The following is a 17,667-nucleotide window of genomic DNA, read 5'->3' as shown; positions in this document are numbered from 1 at the left end:
TACACAGAGTCACGAGCCCATCCGCCCCCACACGGGGTACTCGGGCACACTGAACGGAGAGGAGCGGTCGCCGTGGACTGGTTCGTCGCGCCGGAGTACTGGATGAGCCGGCTGGTCTTCCAGCGGGCTCTCGCGGTCGTGTACCTCTTCGCCTTTCTGACGGCCGCGCTGCAGTTCCGCGCGCTGATCGGGGAGCGCGGGATGCTGCCGGTGCCCCGCTATGTCGCCCGGCTCCCCTTCAAGCACGCGCCCAGCGTCTTCCACTTCCATTACTCCGACCGTTTCTTCGCCGTCTGGGCGTGGACCGGCTGCGCGCTGTCCGCGGCGCTGATCGCCGGAGTCGACCATCAAGTGCCGCTCTGGGCGGCGATGGTCATCTGGCTGATTCTCTGGGCGATGTATCTGTCGATCGTCAACGTCGGCCAGACCTGGTACTCGTTCGGCTGGGAGTCGCTGCTGCTGGAGGTCGGGTTCGTGGCCGTCTTCCTCGGCAACGACACGGTGGCCCCGCCGATCGTCGTGCTGTTCCTGCTGCGCTGGATCCTGTTCCGGGTGGAGTTCGGCGCCGGACTGATCAAGATCCGCGGGGACGCCTGCTGGCGCGAGCTGACCTGTCTCGACTACCACCACGAGACGCAGCCGATGCCGGGCCCGCTGAGCTGGTTCTTCCACCATCTGCCGAGGCCGTTGCACCGGGTGGAGGTGGCGGCCAACCATGTGACCCAACTGGTCGTTCCGGTGCTGCTGTTCACCCCGCAGCCGATCGCGACGGCCGCCGCCGCCCTGATGATCGTCACCCAGCTGTGGCTGGTCCTGTCCGGCAACTTCGCCTGGCTGAACTGGATCACGATCGTACTGGCCCTGTCGGCGGTTCAGTTCCCGTCCGCAGCCGCGAAGCCCGCCGGACCGCCGCTGTGGTACGAGGTCGTGGTCCTGGTGGTGGCCGTAGGCCTGGTCGCCCTCAGCTACCACCCGGTGCGCAACATGATCTCGCGGGCCCAGATCATGAACCGCTCCTTCGACCCCCTGCACCTCGTGAACACCTACGGCGCGTTCGGCAGCGTCAGCCGTGTGCGGTACGAGGTGGTGATCGAGGGCACGGCGGACGACGCGCCGCGTGAGGACTCCGACTGGCGGGAGTACGAGTTCAAGGGCAAACCGGGCGATCCCCGGCGCTGGCCGCGCCAGTACGCCCCGTACCACCTGCGGCTCGACTGGCTGATGTGGTTCGTGGCGCTCTCCCCCGCGTACGCGGGCGCCTGGTTCGGCGCTCTGGTCGAACGCCTCCTGGAGAACGACCGCGACACGCTGCGGCTCCTGCGCCGCTCCCCGTTCCCGCCGGACGCGCCTCCGCGCTACGTACGCGCCCGGCTGTTCCGCTACCAGTACACCAGCTGGCGGGAACTGCGGGAGACGGGGGCGTGCTGGAAGCGGACCTACGTACGCGAGTTCATGCCGCCGACCCGGCTCTCCGTCCCAGCGGCTCAGAGCCGGTAGACACGGGCCGCGGTGCCCTCGACGACCATCGCACGCTCGTCGTCACCGAGGCCCAGGGTCAGCGTCCGGGCCGTCCGCGACACCTCCGCGTATGTGGCGGCCAGCGTGCACACCGGCCAGTCCGAACCGAACATCAGCCGGGCCGGGCCGAAGGCGTCCAGCACGGTGTCGGCGTACGGCTGGAGATCCCGCGGGTTCCACTCCTTCCAGTCGGCCTCGGTCACCATCCCCGAGAGCTTGCACACCGTGTTGGGCAGGGCGGCCAGGTCTCTGATGTCCGACGCCCATGGTTCAAGGGCACCGGAGGCGATCGGCGGCTTGCCCAGGTGGTCCAGGACGAAGGTCAGCCCGGGCAGCGCGGCGGCCGCCTTGACGCACGCGGGAAGCTGGTGGGGCAGGACGATCAGGTCGTACACCAGACCTGCATCGGCGACCGCGGCCAGCCCGCGCCGTACGTCGGCGCGCAGCAGCCATCCCGGGTCCGGTTCGCCCTGGACCTGGTGGCGGATCCCGCGCAGATACGAACCGCCGGGCAGTTCGCGCAGCCGGGCCAGGGCCTCGGCGACGTCGGGTGCCGTGAGGTCGGTCCAGCCGACGACTCCGGCGACGAGTTCGTGCTCCTGGGCCAGGGCCAGGAACTCCGGGGTCTCCTCGGCCACCGTGATCGTCTGCACCAGCACGGTCCGGTCGACGCCGGCCGCGCGCGCCTCGGGCTCGAGGTCAAGGACGGTGAAGTCCCGCCGTAGCGGAGCCAGTTCGGGCCCCGTGAGCCAGTCCTGATCGCGGACGGCGAGGTCCCACACATGGTGGTGGGCGTCGACGGTCACGGCAGCTCCCACACGACGGGCAGGCCGGCGTCCGCGCCGTCGCTCGAGTAGTCGTGCACGACGTCGAGCAGCTCCGCCATCCGCGCCTGCCAGGCGACGTTGACCGGCAGCTTCTCCAGCTCGGCCAGCAGCCGCGCGTAGTCCTCGCACTCCAGGACGTGGAAAAGGTCCGTCCCGCTGCGCCAGATCGACCAGGAGGTGACCCCGGCCGCGCGGATCGCCGCCGTCAGTTCCTTCGGCACCTCCCGATGGGCGGCCTCGTACTCCTCTATACGGTCGGCACGCACCTTCGTGTGCAGAGCGACTCTCATGACGGCTCCTCGGCGTGGGGCTCGGGGACGGGGGCGTCGGCAGGCAGCAGGTTCGCGTCCTTCAGTTCCTGCCAGAACGCGGCCGGTGCTCCGGCCGCGAACTGCTCCGCGCAGTCCAGGACCTCGGCCGCCGAGCGCGCCCCGGCCAGTACGCTCACCACGGCCGGATGGGCGGAGCAGAACGCCAGCGCCGCGGCCCGCAGCGTGGTGCCGTGCCGTTCCGCGAGCGCCTGCAGCCGCAGCGCGCGGTCCAGCAACTCCTCCGGCGCGCTGGCGTAGTTGTAGGTCGCCCCCGGCCGCGGATCGGCCAGCAGGCCGGAGTTGAAGGCGCCGCCGACGACCACGGACACGCCGCGCTCCAGCGCCGCGGGCAGCAGCCCGGCCAGTGCGCGCTGGTTGAGCAGGGTGTACCGGCTCGCGCACAGCACCACGTCCACATCCGTGTCGTGGACGAACCGGGTGAGCATCTCGGCCTGGTTCATGCCCGCGCCGATCGCGCCCACCACGCCCTCGGAGCGCAGTTTCTCCAGCGCCGGATAGCCCTCACCGAAGGCCTGCTCGGCGTGGTCGTCCGGGTCGTGGAGGTAGACGACGTCCACCCGGTCCAGGCCGAGCCGTTCGAGACTGCTCTCCAGACTGCGTCGGACGCCGTCCGCGCTGAAGTCCCAGACGCGGCGGTGGGTGGCGGGAACGGCGAAGCCGTTCGCCAGGTCGTCGCCGCCCGCGCCGGTCGGCTCCAGCAGGCGGCCCACCTTGGTGGAGACCGTGTACCCGGTGCGCGGATGTTCGCGCAGGGCGGCGCCGAGGCGGCGCTCCGACAGGCCGAGACCGTAGTGCGGGGCGGTGTCGAAGTAGCGGATCCCGGCGTCCCAGGCGGCCTGCACCGCCGCGTACGCCTGCTCCTCGCCGACCTCGGTGTAGAGGTTGCCGACGGCGGCGGCGCCGAAGGCGAGTGCGCCGACCTCGACGGCGCTGCGGCCGAGCGCGCTCACCGGCCCGCCGGTCGCAGTCTCAGGCCCTGCATGCCGCCGTCCACGGCGAGGGCGATGCCGGTGGTCGCGCCGGACAGCGGGCTGGCCAAGTAGGCGATGGCGCCGGCCACTTCGTCGGCACTGACCAGGCGCCCGGTGGGCTGGCGGGCCTGGAGCGCGGTGCGTTCGGCGACCGGGTCGGGGGCGGCGTCGAGGAGCCGGCCGACCCAGGGAGTGTCGACCGTACCGGGATTGACGCAGTTGACGCGGATGCCCTCGCGGACATGGTCGGCGGCCATGGCAAGGGTCAGCGAGAGGACGGCTCCCTTGCTGGCGCTGTACAGCGCCCGCTGCGGCAGCCCCGCCGTCGCCGCGATGGAGCAGGTGTTCACGATCGACGCGTGCGCCGACTCGCGCAGATGGGGCAGCGCGGCGCGGGCCCCGCGGACCATGCCCAGGACGTTGACGTCGAGCACCCGCCACCATTCCTCGTCGTCGTTGTCCTCGACGGTGCCCTGGGCGCCGATGCCCGCGTTGTTGACCAGGACGTCCAGGCCCCCGAGGTCGGCGACGGCGGCGGCCACGGCCGCGCGTACCGAGGCGTCGTCGGTCACATCGGCCCGGTAGGCGCGCAGCGGCTTGTCCACCGATGAGGGATCGCGGTCCAGTACGGCCACCTGGGCGCCACGCTCGCTCAGCAGTTCCGCGGTGGCCCGTCCGATGCCGGAGGCCCCGCCGGTCACCAGGACCCTGAGGCCCTCGAAGTCGCTCATGCCGCATGCCCCTTCTTGCCGTCGAGGTCGGCGGCCCAGAAGGTGCCGCCGGGGAAGGTGTACTGCGCGATGGACTCAGGACGCATCACCGCCGAGAAACCCGGCGCGGTGGGCGCGATGTAGTGCCCCTCCCTGACCGCCACCGGGTCGAGGAAGTGCTCGTGCAGATGGTTCACGTATTCGATGACGCGGTCGTCGGTCGTGCCCGAGAGGGCGACGAAGTCGAACATCGACAGGTGCTGCACCAGCTCGCACAGTCCGACCCCGCCCGCGTGCGGGCAGACCGGCACCCCGAACTTCGCGGCGAGCAGCAGGATCGCGAGGTTCTCATTGACGCCCCCGACGCGGGCCGCGTCGATCTGCAGGACGTCGATCGCGCCGGCCTGGAGGAGCTGCTTGAAGACGATACGATTCTGCACGTGTTCGCCGGTGGCCACCTTCACCGGGGCCACCGCCTTGCGGATCGCGGCATGGCCGAGGACGTCGTCGGGGCTGGTCGGCTCCTCGATCCAGTACGGATCGAACTCCGCGAGCGCACTGGTCCAGGTGATCGCCTGGTCGACGTTCCAGCGCTGGTTGGCGTCGACGGCGATACGGATGTCCGGGCCGACGACGGACCGGGCGACCCGGCAGCGGCGCATGTCGTCGGCGAGGTCCGCGCCGACCTTCAGCTTGATCTGCCGGAACCCGTCGTCGACGGCCTGTGCCGCCAGCCGGGTGAGTTTCTCGTCGCTGTAGCCCAGCCAACCCGGTGACGTGGTGTAGGCAGGGTAGCCCCGCTCCAGCAGCCGGGCGGTGCGCTGCGCGGCGCCCTCCTTGCCGCGGCGCAGCAGGTCCAACGCCTCGTCGGGGGTGAGCGCGTCGGTGATGTAGCGGAAGTCGATCTGGCGGACCAGCCACTCCGGGTCGGCCTCGGCGAGCAGCTTCCACAAGGGCTTGCCGGCACGCTTGGCGGCCATGTCCCACACGGCGTTCACCACCGCGCCGATCGCCATGTGCATCACGCCCTTCTCGGGCCCGAGCCAGCGCAGCTGGCTGTCGGCGATCAGATCGTGGAAGAGCGATCCCGGATCGTCGCAGATCGTGTCCACGTCCCGTCCGACCACATGTCCGCGCAGCGCCTCGATCGCGGCGACCTGGACCTCGTTGCCCCGCCCGATGGTGAACGTGAATCCATGACCCTCGAGCCCTTCGGCGGCGTCGGTGCGCAGCACGAGATAGGCGGCCGAGTAGTCGGGGTCCGGGTTCATCGCGTCGGAGCCGTCGAGCTCCCGGGAGGTCGGGAAACGGATGTCGAAGGTGTCGACCGCGACGACACGGGCGGCAGTTGGGGACACAGGAGGCCTTTCGGTCCGGAGCACTGGGTCGTACACGATGTGGCTTGTCGTACGGCGATGTACGACAACGAGGAGGGTCAGTCCTGGGCACGGCCCGTCGTCACGCGCGCGATCATCAGGGCGACCAGGATGATTCCGCCGTAGATGGCCTGGATCCAGAACGACGGCACCTGCGCGAGAGTGAGCAGGTTCTGTACGACGCCCAGGAGGAGCACACCTGTCAGGGCGCCGAACATGGTGCCCTTGCCGCCGTCCAGGCTGATGCCGCCGATGACCGCCGCCGCGAACACGGTGAAGATCATGTTGTTGCCCTGGTTGGCACTGATCGCGCCCACATAGCCGGTCTGCATGATCCCGCCGATGGACGCGAGGCAGCCGGCGACGACGAACACGCCCAGCATCACGCGCTCGACGCGGATACCGGCCGCGCGGGCCGCGTCCGCGTTCCCGCCGATCGCGTACAGGGCGCGGCCGACGCGGTGGTAGCGCAGGACGAGACCGGCGACCGCGAAGGCCACCGCCGCCAGCCACACCGACATCGGGACGCGCAGGAAGGTCGTCGTGGCCAGGGTGAAGAACGCGTCGGGCATCCCGAACAGCGTCTTGCCCTTGGTCGCGCCGACCAGCAGGCCGCGCAGGACGATCAGCATGGCCAGAGTGACGATGAACGCGTTCAGCTTGAACTTCACCACGAGGATGCCGTTGAAGGCGCCGATCGCCGCGCCGACGACGAGGATCGCGACCAGCGCGAGCCCGGCGGGCCACTCGGTACCCCAACCGGACTGGGCCGCGGGCAGCACGAGCAGGGCGCCCACCGCCGGCGCGATGCCGACCACCGACTCGAGGGACAGGTCGAACTTGCCGGTGATCAGGACGAGCGACTCGGCGAGCACGACCATCGCGAGGGCCGCGGAGGCGCCCAGGATCGAGACGATGTTGCGTTCGGTGAGGAACGAGTCGTTGACGAACGCCCCCAGCACCAGCAGGAGCAACAGGGCCGGGACCAGGGCGAGTTCACGGGCCCTGCAGAGCAGGACGGCCTTGGCCGAGCGGGGGCCGGTGACCGGGACGGGCGTGAGCGGCGGGGCCTTGGTGTCAGCCATGGTCCACTCCTTCGATGGAGGCGATCAGCTCGTGGTCGTGCCAGCCCGCCGGGTGCTCGGCGACGATCCGGCCGTGGAAGAGGACGAGGACGCGGTCGCAGCGGCGCAGGTCGTCGAGTTCGTCGGAGACCACGAGCACGGCGGTGCCGTCCTCACGCGCGCTGTCCATCCGGGCCAGCAGCGACTCCTTGGACTTCACGTCGACACCCGCGGTGGGATTGATCAGGACGAGCAGACGCGGGTCGGAGGCCAGGGCACGCGCCATGACGACCTTCTGCGCGTTGCCTCCGGAGAGGTCCGACACGGGCTGGTCGGGCCCCTCGGCGTGAATGTCGAGGCGCTCGATCAGATCGGTGGCGAAGGCGCGTTTGCGCCGGCTGCCGACGAACCCGTACCGGCCGAGGCGGCCGAGGACACTCATGGTCGCGTTGTCGCCGACGGTCATCCCGGCGACGAGGCCCTGTTCGTGCCGGTCCCGGGGCACGCATCCGACCCCCGCCCGGAGCGCGGCCTGAACGTCGCCGAACGGAAGCGGTCGGCCGTCGAGACGGGCCGTGCCACTGGTCGGGGTGTGCAGTCCGGCCAGGGTCTCGGCGAGTTCGATCTTCCCGCTGCCGCTGGAGCCGGCGAGCCCGACGACCTCGCCGTGGCGGACGCTGAAGCCGATGTCCTCGTACGACGGGGCGGTGAGCCCCTGCGCTTCGAGGGCCACCGGCGCGTTGTCGGGCACGGCGTCCCGCGCGATCGCCGTCGCCCGCTCCGCGAGGCTCTCCCCCGCCATGGCCTCCACCAGGGCGGCGCGGGGCAGGTCCGCGACCGGGGCGGTGGTGATCCAGCGGGCGTCACGCAGGACCGTGACGGTCTGGCAGACCTCGTACACCTCCTGGAGGTGGTGCGAGATGAACAGGAAGGTGACACCGGAGTCCTGAAGCGCTCGCATACGTCTGAAGAGGCGCTCGATCTCGCGGTTGTCGAGCTGGGCGGTCGGCTCGTCGAGGATGATGAAGCGGGCGCCGAAGCTCAGCGCCCGGGCGATCTCCACCATCTGGCGGTCCTCGACCTTGAGATCGGCGGTGCGTGCGTCCGGGTCGACGCGCACGTCCCAGGTGGCGAGGACCTCGGCCGCCTCCGCCTTCAGCCTGCGCCAGCTGATGAGCCCGCCACGCCCGGTCGGCTGCCGGTTGATGAGGAGGTTCTCGGCGACCGTCAACTCCGGTACGACCGTGGGCTTCTGGTAGACGCAGGCCACCTTGCAGCGCCAGGCGTCCCGGTCGGCGAGCGCGGGTGCAGGCTCGCCGTCGAAGCGGACCGTGCCCTCGTCGGGGGCCTGGAGGCCCGTGAGGACGTTGACGAGCGTGGACTTGCCGGCGCCGTTGCGGCCGACGAGGGCGTGGGACTCGCCGGGGAACACGGTGAGCTGCCCGTCCTGGAGAGCGACGGTGGGACCGTACCGTTTGACGATGTCCCGCGCCTCAACGAGTGGGGTGCTCATTTGACCGTGTTGCCCCAGAGTTTGGGGTCGTCGACGTTGTCCTTGGTGACCAGCGGGGCGGGCAGCTGGTCCTCCAGGATGCCGCTGGGCAGCTTGACGATCTCGGAGTCGTGATCGGTGGGGCCGGGCTTGAACGTCTTCCCCTGCATCGCGGCCTTGATGTAGTACATGCCGTACTTGGCGTAGGCGTCCGCGGGCTGGGAGACCGTGGCGTCGATCTCACCCTTGCGGATGGAGTCGAACTCCTGCGGGATCCCGTCGTTGGAGACGACGACGATATGGCCCTTCTGACCCGCCGTCTTCAGGATGTTCTTGGACTTGAGGGTCTGCAGGGTGGGCGCGAGGTAGACACCGCCGGCCTGCATGTAGATCCCCTTGATGTCGGGGTTGGCGTTCAGCAGGGTGTCGAGTTTGGATGCCGCGGTGTCGGACTCCCACTTGGCGGGGATCTCCAGGACCGTCAGCTTCGGGTACTTCTTCTTCACACAGGAGCGGAACGCTTCGGACCGGTCCCGGCCGTTGACGGAGGCGAGGTCGCCCATGATCTGCACGACCTTGCCGCTGGTGATGTGCTGCCCGAGGTATTCGCAGGCCTTCTCGCCGTAGGCGACGTTGTCGGCACGCACCACCATCGCGACCTTGCCCTTGTCGGGCGCGACGTCGACGGCGACCACGGGGACGCCCTTGCGTTCGGCCTGGTCGAGTCCGGCCTGGATCGCGGCGCTGTCCAGCGGGGCGACGACCAGGCCCTTCACGCCCTGGTTGAGCTCGTTGTTGATGTCGGTGATCTGCTGCGAGGGGTCGCTGTTGGAGTTGACGGTCCCCAGGGCGTCGACGCCTTCCGACTTCGCCATCTTGGGCACGTAGTCGTTGTACGACTGCCAGAACGGCGAGGTCAGCAGGGGCAGGATCACTCCGACCTTGCCGGTGCCGCCGCCACCGGCGCCGGAGGAACCGCTGTCCTTGGTACTGCCGCATGCCGTGAGCGCCAGGGTGCAGCAGGCGGCCGCGGCCGTCGCGCGCACCGCCCACGGGGAGATCCGCCTGTCTTGCCTTCCGCTCCGCACAGTACTGCCGGCCATCTGTCGGCTCCTCATCGAGCGTGATCGAGCAGTTGCCCGCATACTTATCAGACCACTCGGCCGGTACAACACCCTTCGATGCCGAGTTTTCCCGCCTCTCGGCCATAGTGGTCGGACCACATCGATGGTTAGACTGCAGCGCACGGCGACAGGAGGAGTGGCGTGGACGAGACCCCGACCGGGACGGAACCGGAGAGCACGGCGGCCGCTCCGCAGAAGGGCACCGTGACGGAACGCGCCATCGAGCAGATCAAGGCGATGATCGCCGGCGGCCGGCTGGAACCGGGCGAGCGGCTGCCGACGGAACGCGATCTGGCGGCTCGACTGGGCATCTCCCGCAGTTCGATGCGGGAGGCGATCCGTGCGCTCACGGTCCTCGGCGTGCTGGAGGCCCGGCACGGATCGGGCATCTATGTCACCCAGTTGGAGGCGGGCGACCTGCTGGAGACCTTCGGCGTGGTCGCGGACCTCTCGCGCGGGCCACGCCTGGTCGAACTGCTGGAGGTCCGGCGCATCCTGGAGTCGACCGCGACCGCACTGGCGGCGGCCCGGATCTCCGACGAACAGCTCGCCGAAGTGGAGAAGCACCTGACGGCGATGAACGCGACGGACGACCCCGAGGAGATCCTCGCGCACGACCTCGCGTTCCACCGCGAGATCGCGGCGGCGGCCGGCAACGAGACCATGGCGGCGATCCTGGAAGGCCTGTCCTCACGCACCTTCCGCGCCCGCGTCTGGCGCGGCTACCAGGAAGAGGGCGCCTTCACCCGTACCCGCCGCGAGCACGCCGCGATCCACCGGGCCCTGGTCGCCCACGACCCGGAGGCGGCACGGGCGGCCGCGGCCGCGCACGTGGGTGAGGTCGAGCAGTGGCTGCGGGCGCAGCTCGGCCCCTAAGAGATATCCCGTAATGCGGTTCGGTGCGTGCCTCACCACCTCCGGGGCTTCAGTTAGCTGATGTCGATCTTGAGGTTGTGAAGCGCCGCGACGCCGGCGACGGCGTGGTTGATGGCGTCGCCGCGGCGGCGGCATTGCCGCAGGATTTGATGGTCTTTGAGGCGTGCGATGGTGTGTTCGGCTACTGCTCGCCGTTTCCGGAACCGTTTGTAGGTCCGATCTTTGATGATGCGGCCGTCTGGTCCGCGACGTGGTGTTCTGATGTGAGCGCAGCCGCGGTAGCCGCCGTCGCCGGCGAGCCGCGGGTGAGCTGGAAGGGTCCGGCCGAGAGTTTCCCGGAAGACGACGATGTCGTTGCGGTTCCCTGGCCATGCGTCACCGAGTGCGACGATGCGTCTGTCCCGGGCCCGGCAGACGACCTGCACGTTGACGCTGTGCCGGTAGTTCTTGCTTTTCGCGGTGTGGGTGTGGTCGTGGACGGGGATGAGGGTGCCGTCGACGACCCACAGCTCCCGCCGGTCACCCGGGGGCGGCCCCAGGAGTTCCCCGAGGAGCGGTGCGAGAGGGGAAATCACGCGGTGCACGGTGGAGTCGGTTGTTTCGAACAGTGACGCCAACTGCTGCCTTGTGAGGTTGGTCCGGTAGGCGAGGACGAGCAGCAGGACCCGGTCGGGGAACGCAAGCGCCCAGTTCCGGCCGTGGTCGGCCTCTGGTCTCCGTTCCCACGGCTGCTCGACGAGGTGCTGCATCTGTGGCCCGGTGAGCCCGGTCCAGGCGCGGAGTTCAACGCTCGTGCAGCGGGCCGGAGTCAGGCGCATAAGGGCACCTTAGAACGCCAAGCACGTCCGTCGCCCAGCCGTTGTCAGTGGGCGTCTGTAGCTTTGGACTTGCTTGCCGGAGCTGTCAAGTTCCGGACAGGGCATCGCCGTTGCCGTAGACAAAGGAGGTGGGATGCCGTGAGTGCAGAGCTGCTCGACCCGGTATCTGCCTGTGACGTGTCGGCCCGCCGGTTCCGTGGGAAGAACAAAGGCAAGCGGTGGACGCGTGGCGACGGCACCGAGCTCGCGGTAATCCGGCTGCCGCTCGAGGTGAGAGGGCTCGACAGCCAGTTGCGAGTAGAGCAACTGTACTGGGCGATGTGGTCGGTCAAACGCGCGCTACGGCGCGATGCCCGGGCCGCGGTCGACGCGTACTGGGCCGGGGACGTGCGCCGCGATGTCGACGCGAAAGGGTGGCGTGTCGAGCTGGGCCTGTCCCGTGCGGGCATGGAACGCCGCGGGTACCGACACATGGAACGCTCCCGGCATCTGGGCCGGCACGTCACCAAAGCTCTGGTGATGCATCAGGCCGACGAGGTGTGGGAAGGCGTCAGTCGGCACCTGTTCCCCGATGAGTCCGGTCGCCGGTTCGGGCGGCCGAGGACCGGCACCTGGTGGGACTACACCCGCATCCCCGGCCGTGCCCGCTCGCACACCACGGCCCGCAAGTGGGAGACGTTCCCTCTGCACGGCACCCTTGCCGGGCATCTGGACGCCTACCGGCACCGGGACCTCGACCAGGCCATCACCACCCCGGAGCAGGCAGCCGGGCTGCCGCCGGCCACGAGTGTTCTCGCGCAGCCGCGGCGCATGCCCGTGCCCGCGAGGCCCCGCCGAGTGGAGACCGGCGACGTCAGCGCGAAGGGAAAACCAAAAACCCGGGCTGCGACATGGTGGGACCACACCGGCCCGCTCGCCCTGGTGTTCACCGGCGGCGCCGACTCCCAGCGCGGCGACCTCGTCCTGCCCGTGCGGCTGCCTTCCGGGGCCGGCCGCTGGCCGCGGCTGGTGCACTTCCTGAACAATCCGACGACGTGTTGAACAATCCGACGACGTGGCACAAGGTGGACCTGGTCCGCCGCCGAGACGCCTCGTCTCCTGGTGGGTGGGCATACGAGGCGCACCTGATGGTCCTCACCAGCGGATACGCGTCCCCAGCCACGAAGGCGCGGCGGGCTGCCGCAGCCGACCTGAACCGGGTCGGTGGGATCGACGACAACGTCTCCAACCTGTCCGTCGTCTCCTTCCCAGACACCTTCGACCCCGCAGACGGACAGGTGCACTCGACCAGGGTCGAGCTCACCGACGCCGAGAGGGCCGCACTGGAAAAGGCCCGTCGCAAGGAACGGGGCCGCAAACGTGCCCTCGACCGGTCCCGCCGCGCCACCAACCCAGGCCAGTACGCGCCGTCGAAACGCCGGCAGGCCCGAGCCGCACGACGCAAGACCGCCGGACTCCCGGAACGGCACGTTCACGTTCCGGGCGGCGCGCGGGCGGCGAACAAGGCCGGAGTACCCAAACAGGCAAACCGCAGGGACACCCTCTCGGCCGGCTACCGCCTTGACCGGGCCAGGCTCGCCGAGGCCGCGGCCACTGCGGCCGCAGCGAAAGACCACCGCGCACGGCGCATCGCTGAGCGGATCGTTGGCGCTCATGGCGTCAACCTGACCGTCGAGGACTGCGACATCCGCACCTGGTTCCGGCTGTGGGGCCGCGCCCTGCAAGCCACCACACCTGGCCGGCTCATCGCCGCGATCGGCAAAGAATGCGAGAAGACCAGCGGCCGCCTGCTGCGCGCGTCGACCTTCACCACGAAGCTGTCCCAGACCTGCCTGTGCGGCGCCCAGGTGCGGAAAAGCCTCGCCGACCGGGCGCACACCTGCACCTCCTGCGGCCTGGTCGCCGACCGCGACATGGTCTCCGCCGCACTCGCCGCGCACGTCCGGGTTCAAAACCCGGACGATCCCAGCACTGCGGGCCTGGACACCGTCCAGGCCCGCACCACACAGATCTTGTTCTCACCAGGGCTGCAAGAAGCCCTGTCGAGTCAACCGCAGCGAGGTGGCCGCCCCAGCAGGGGCCGCACCCACGCGGCAGCCCACGATCCGGGAATCCCCGGCCGGCAGGCCTCTGCTCGACGAAACACCCCCGACCGGCACCGGCCCACCCCGAATGAGACCCGACCCGCGAATCAGCGGCACAAGGACCACGTCGGAACAGCCGCCCACACAGGAAACACCGCAGCCCGCGGCGGTATCCCTGCGCGGGAACTGATCGGGTGGCATCCCAATACGGGATGACTCTTAGAGCCTGTCGGGTGGCTGATCATGCGCGAAGCGTGACGGCCGCGATCTGCCCTCTGGGCATGGCGACGGCCCCGGAATGATCACGTGGTGTGTGCCAGTGCGACAACTCCGAGGCCGTCAGCGGCCCATGCTATCCGTCCAGCCTGACCGATGAGATGTGGGAGATCATCCAGCCGCTCCTTCCCATGCGTGACCTGCGGAAAGGCGGCGGGGTGCGCAAGTACCCGGATCGGCTGGTGCTCGACTCAATCTTCTACGTGCTGCGCTCGGGCTGCCAGTGGCGGATGCTCCCGCGCGACCTGATGCCCTGGGACGCGGCCCACCGCTGGTTCACCAAGTGGCGCCGGGACGGCACCTGGGACCGCGTCCACGACGAGCTGCGCCGTCAGGTCCGGATCGGGGCCGGACGCGATCCCGAGCCGTCAGCCGCCGTGATCGACGCCCAGTCGGTCAAAACCAGCGAGGGCGGCGAGGCGCGTGGATTCGACGCGGGCAAACGAACGACGGGGCGGAAGAGACATCTGATCGTCGACACGATGGGCCTGCTGCTGGTCGTCACCGTCACCTCCGCGTCCGTGCAGGACCGCGCAGGAGGCCGCACCGTCCTGGCCCGGCTCGCCGCCGGCTTCCGCACAGTCAGTCTGGTGTGGGCCGACGGCGGATACGCCAACTCTGTTGATTCCACGCTGCTTTCATGGGCTCGCAACGCGCTGGACATCGTCGTCCAGATCGTGAAGCGGACCGACGACGTCAAGGGTTTCAAGGTCCTGCCCCGCCGCTGGGTGGTGGAGCGAAGTTTCGGCTGGCTGGTCCGCAACCGCCGACTGGCCCGCGATTACGAACGGCTGACCGCGACCTCCGAGGCCATGATCAAGGTGGCGATGATCCGCCTGATGCTCGTCCGGCTCGCCGGGCAGCCAACGCGGTGGAGCCACGAATCCCACCGCAAGACCGCCCGAACCAAGACCGTCGAAGACCTCATCGCAGCGTAATCAACCAGCCACCCGACAGGCTCTTAGGGGCATTCCTCGCTCGCGGTCGCTGGGCTCGCGGGAGGCTGCGGATCCGGATGGCCACAGCGCGGAGACGGAGTCCGGCGCGGCAGCTCTCGGGCGCCTCGTCGTAGCACCGACGCGCCGGGCCGCAGGGGTGGTTCGCCCGGCGGGGCCCCCACCCGGCTCCCGGTGCGGCACCGCGCGCCGGGCGCGCGGTGCCCCACGTCCGCCTCAGGCCCGCTTCAGCCGCAGCGTCACCAGCTCGAACGGGCGCAGCCGCAGCGTGATCCGGCTGCCTTCGCGATGCGGTACGGGCGCGTCGGTGAGCGGCCGCTCCAGCAGGTCCGTCGCCACCACCGCCGCCACGTCGAAGTCCGCGGTGAGGGTGGCCCGGGTACGGCCGCCGCGGGACTCGTGGAACCGTACGACGACGTCGCCGCTGCCGTCGTCGGCCAGCTTCACGGCCGTGACCACGACCGCGTCCTGAGCCACCGTCACCAGCGGCGGCACCTCGGCCGCGCCGGTCAGCCGCCGTTCCGGCAGGTTGATCCGCCAGCCCTCGCGCACCGCGTCCCCGATCGACGCGCCCGGCACCAGCGCATGCCGGAACCGGTGGAGGCCCTGGTCGGTCTCCGGGTCGGGGAAGCGCGGGGCGCGCAGCAGGGAGACCCGGACGGTTGTGGTCGTGCCGGAGTCCGTCTCCCGCACCGTCCGGGTCACGTCGTGGCCGTACGTCGAGTCGTTCACCACGGCCACCCCCCAGCCCGGCTCCTCCAGATGCACGAAACGGTGGTTGCACGCCTCGAACTTCGCCGCCTCCCAGGAGGTGTTGGTGTGCGTGGGCCGGAAGAAGTGCCCGAACTGGGTTTCCGAGGCGTACCGTTCGGCGTGGGCGTCCAGGGGGAACGCCATCTTCAGGAACTTCTCCGTCTCGTGCCAGTCGACCTCGGTGTCGATCTCCAGCCGCCTCTCCCCCGGTGCGAGGGACAGCACCTGGATGACACGGGAGGCACCGAAGGACCGTACGACGCGGACCGACCCGCCGTCCTCGTCCGGGGCGATCTCATCCGCGTCCACCAGGTCGGTGACCGTGTTCCGGTAGAAGGCGTCCACGTCCCAGGCGTCCCACTGGTTCGGGAAGTCGGGGTGCAGTTGCAGCAGGTTCGCGGCCCGCCCGGGTGCGACCGTCTCGCGTTCGGCCTCGATGTCGTACGCGGAGACGACCAGTCCCCGTGCGTCGATCTCCACCCGCAGCAGCCCGTTGTCCAGCACGAAGCCGCCGTCCGGCCGCGCCGTCAGCGACACCTCGCCCGCGGCGGCGGGTGTGCCCGCGCCGCCGGCCGGTACCCCGGCGCGGGTGTGCGGGGCCGCGTTGAATACCAGCGGCACCGTGCCCTCACCGGCCAGGGACCGCTGCGCCGCCTCGATGATCCCGTTCAGTTCCCCGGCGACCCTGTCGTAGGTCGCCCGCGCCTCCCGGTGCACCCAGGCGATCGACGAGCCGGGCAGGATGTCGTGGAACTGGTGCAGCAGGACCGTCTTCCAGATGCGGTCCAAGTCCTCGTGGGGGTAAGCGAATCCGGTCCGCACCGCCGCCGTCGCCGCCCACAGCTCGGCCTCCCGCAGCAGGTGCTCGCTGCGCCGGTTGCCCTGCTTGGTCCTGGTCTGGCTCGTGAGCGTGGCGCGATGCAGTTCCAGGTACAGCTCGCCCACCCAGACCGGCGGGTGCGGGTACTCCTCCTGCGCCTTCTTGAAGAACGCCTCCGGTGTCTCCCACACCACCGTCGCCGAGCCCTCGAGGTCGCGCAGGCGCGCCGCCTTCGCGACCATCTCCCGCGTGGTGCCGCCCCCGCCGTCGCCCCAGCCGGTGGGCGCGAGGGAGTGCCTGGCCACTCCCTTGTCCTTGAAGTTGCGTGCGGCGTGGGCGATTTCGCTGCCCTTCATCGAGCAGTTGTAGGTGTCGACGGGCGGGAAGTGGGTGAAGATCCGGGTGCCGTCGATGCCCTCCCACAGGAAGGTGTGGTGCGGGAACTTGTTGGTCTGCGACCACGAGATCTTCTGCGTGAGCAGCCACTTGGAGCCCGCCGCCTTGATGATCTGCGGCAGCCCGGCGGCGAAGCCGAAGGTGTCGGGCAGCCACGCCTCGTCGTTCTCGATGCCGAACTCGTCGAGGAAGAAGCGCTTTCCGTGCACGAACTGACGGGCCATCGCCTCGGATCCCGGCATGTTGGTGTCGGACTCCACCCACATACCGCCCGCCGGCACGAACCGGCCCTCCGCGACCGCCTTCTTCACCCGCGCCCACACCTCGGGCCGGTGCTCCTTCACCCATGCCCACTGCTGTGCCTGCGACATGGCGAACACGAACTCCGGCTCGTCCTCGATGAGCGCGGTCATGTTCGACGTCGTACGGGCCACCTTGCGCACCGTCTCGCGCAGCGGCCACAGCCACGCCGAGTCGATGTGCGCGTGCCCGACGGCGCTGATGCGGTGCGCGGAGGGGGCGGCGGGGACCGAGAGCACACCGGCCAGCCGGTCGCGGGCCCGCTCGGCCGACCCGCCGACGTCCTGCAGGTCGACCGCGTCCAGCGCCCGCTCGACCGCGCGCAGGATCTCCCAGCGCCGCGCCGACTCCACCGGCAGCTCGGCCATCAGCTCGCCGAGCACCTCCAGGTCGAGCACCAGCTGCCACACGGTCTCGTCGAAGACGGCGAGATCCATGCGCTCCAGCCGGTACTGCGGCTCGCTGCCCGCGGTCTCCTTGTCTCCCAGGAGCGTGGGCCGGAAGGGGTGGTAGTCGAGGATGACCGGGTTGGACGCCGCCTCGATGTGCAGCTCGACCCGCTCGCCGCCCTCGACCGGGGAGCCGATCCGCACCCACTGGTTGCGCGGGTTGAGCCCCTTCACCGGGGAGCCGTCGGGCCGGTAGACGAGGCCCTCGCACTGGAAGCCGGGCATGTTCTCGTCGAACCCGAGGTCGAGCAGGGCCTCGACGGTCCTGCCGGCCCAGGCCTCGGGAACGGCGCCGGTCACCCGGAACCAGCTCGTGCCCCACGGGGCGCCCCAGCGTGTGCCCACCGTGATCGGCTCGCTCGGGGCGGCCAGGCCCTCGGCGACGGGTACGGGCTCGCCGGGCGCGTGCCACACCGCCACCTCGAGCGGTACGGACTCGGGGTACACGGCGGGGCGGATGCGCTCGTCGAGGACGCGCCTGAGGCGGGCTTCGACCAGGGTGCGGTCGTCATGCATGGGGTGCTC

15 protein-coding genes are annotated in these 17,667 nt (G+C 70.1%); 5 read left to right on the top strand and 10 right to left on the bottom strand.

Going from position 1 to position 17,667, the window contains the following annotated elements; all coding sequences use genetic code 11:
• Positions 1-72: 72 nt before the first annotated feature.
• Positions 73-1,497, top strand: a complete 1,425-nt coding sequence (locus ACQEXA_RS45640; RefSeq protein ID WP_359409175.1) for a lipase maturation factor family protein — start codon at positions 73-75, stop codon at positions 1,495-1,497.
• Here ACQEXA_RS45640 and ACQEXA_RS45635 read toward each other — a convergent pair.
• From ACQEXA_RS45635 to ACQEXA_RS45600, 8 genes are all read right to left on the bottom strand, one after another.
• The gene (locus ACQEXA_RS45635) at positions 1,485-2,324 is read right to left on the bottom strand and encodes an amidohydrolase family protein (protein ID WP_432924993.1); all 840 of its coding nucleotides are present in this window, start codon (positions 2,322-2,324) and stop codon (positions 1,485-1,487) included. The genes ACQEXA_RS45640 and ACQEXA_RS45635 overlap by 13 nt on opposite strands.
• Positions 2,321-2,635, bottom strand: coding sequence for an L-rhamnose mutarotase (locus ACQEXA_RS45630; RefSeq protein WP_433132859.1), 315 nt, complete (start codon positions 2,633-2,635; stop codon positions 2,321-2,323). The genes ACQEXA_RS45635 and ACQEXA_RS45630 overlap by 4 nt, the downstream gene beginning before the upstream one ends.
• Positions 2,632-3,627 (bottom strand): aldo/keto reductase, encoded by a 996-nt coding sequence (locus ACQEXA_RS45625; RefSeq protein WP_432924997.1) that lies wholly within the window; start codon positions 3,625-3,627, stop codon positions 2,632-2,634. Before ACQEXA_RS45625 ends, ACQEXA_RS45630 begins: the two co-directional genes overlap by 4 nt.
• Complete coding sequence (locus tag ACQEXA_RS45620; protein ID WP_432924999.1) at positions 3,624-4,379, bottom strand: SDR family NAD(P)-dependent oxidoreductase; 756 nt, start codon at positions 4,377-4,379, stop codon at positions 3,624-3,626. Before ACQEXA_RS45620 ends, ACQEXA_RS45625 begins: the two co-directional genes overlap by 4 nt.
• A complete protein-coding gene (locus tag ACQEXA_RS45615; protein WP_432925001.1) occupies positions 4,376-5,716 on the bottom strand; it encodes an L-fuconate dehydratase in 1,341 nt (446 codons plus the stop codon). Before ACQEXA_RS45615 ends, ACQEXA_RS45620 begins: the two co-directional genes overlap by 4 nt.
• A 77-nt stretch (positions 5,717-5,793) precedes the next feature.
• On the bottom strand, positions 5,794-6,819 hold the full coding sequence (locus ACQEXA_RS45610) for an ABC transporter permease (protein ID WP_433132857.1): 1,026 nt from the start codon (positions 6,817-6,819) through the stop codon (positions 5,794-5,796).
• Complete coding sequence (locus ACQEXA_RS45605; RefSeq protein ID WP_433132855.1) at positions 6,812-8,311, bottom strand: sugar ABC transporter ATP-binding protein; 1,500 nt, start codon at positions 8,309-8,311, stop codon at positions 6,812-6,814. The genes ACQEXA_RS45610 and ACQEXA_RS45605 overlap by 8 nt, the downstream gene beginning before the upstream one ends.
• A complete protein-coding gene (locus ACQEXA_RS45600) occupies positions 8,308-9,393 on the bottom strand; it encodes a sugar ABC transporter substrate-binding protein (RefSeq protein WP_433132853.1) in 1,086 nt (361 codons plus the stop codon). The genes ACQEXA_RS45605 and ACQEXA_RS45600 overlap by 4 nt, the downstream gene beginning before the upstream one ends.
• 162 nt (positions 9,394-9,555) lie before the next feature.
• Here ACQEXA_RS45600 and ACQEXA_RS45595 point away from each other — a divergent pair, with 162 nt between their 5' ends.
• Complete coding sequence (locus ACQEXA_RS45595; protein WP_432925009.1) at positions 9,556-10,290, top strand: FadR/GntR family transcriptional regulator; 735 nt, start codon at positions 9,556-9,558, stop codon at positions 10,288-10,290.
• A 53-nt stretch (positions 10,291-10,343) separates the two neighbouring features.
• Here the strand turns inward: ACQEXA_RS45595 and ACQEXA_RS45590 are convergent, their stop codons facing one another.
• Positions 10,344-11,108 (bottom strand): transposase, encoded by a 765-nt coding sequence (locus ACQEXA_RS45590; protein WP_432920754.1) that lies wholly within the window; start codon positions 11,106-11,108, stop codon positions 10,344-10,346.
• Between the two features lie 138 nt (positions 11,109-11,246).
• Between ACQEXA_RS45590 and ACQEXA_RS45585 the strand changes: the two genes are divergently transcribed.
• The 3 genes from ACQEXA_RS45585 (at position 11,247) to ACQEXA_RS45575 (ending at position 14,406) form a co-directional block, all read left to right on the top strand.
• Positions 11,247-12,149 (top strand): hypothetical protein, encoded by a 903-nt coding sequence (locus ACQEXA_RS45585; RefSeq protein WP_433132851.1) that lies wholly within the window; start codon positions 11,247-11,249, stop codon positions 12,147-12,149.
• Positions 12,143-13,408: a zinc ribbon domain-containing protein gene (locus ACQEXA_RS45580; protein WP_433132849.1), complete on the top strand. Its 1,266-nt coding sequence runs from the start codon at positions 12,143-12,145 to the stop codon at positions 13,406-13,408. Before ACQEXA_RS45585 ends, ACQEXA_RS45580 begins: the two co-directional genes overlap by 7 nt.
• Positions 13,409-13,503: 95 nt before the next feature.
• On the top strand, positions 13,504-14,406 hold the full coding sequence (locus ACQEXA_RS45575; protein WP_433128283.1) for an IS5 family transposase: 903 nt from the start codon (positions 13,504-13,506) through the stop codon (positions 14,404-14,406).
• A gap of 234 nt (positions 14,407-14,640) precedes the next feature.
• On the opposite strand, the gene ACQEXA_RS45570 is transcribed toward ACQEXA_RS45575, so the two are convergent.
• Positions 14,641-17,658, bottom strand: coding sequence for an alpha-mannosidase (locus tag ACQEXA_RS45570; protein WP_432925017.1), 3,018 nt, complete (start codon positions 17,656-17,658; stop codon positions 14,641-14,643).
• Positions 17,659-17,667: the final 9 nt, after the last annotated feature.

The sequence above is a fragment of the Streptomyces sp. CA-106110 genome (genome assembly GCF_050936285.1).
Lineage (GTDB): Bacteria > Actinomycetota > Actinomycetes > Streptomycetales > Streptomycetaceae > Streptomyces.
Note: the sequence above shows the minus strand (reverse complement) of the source record. Positions and strands in the feature narration are given on the sequence as shown.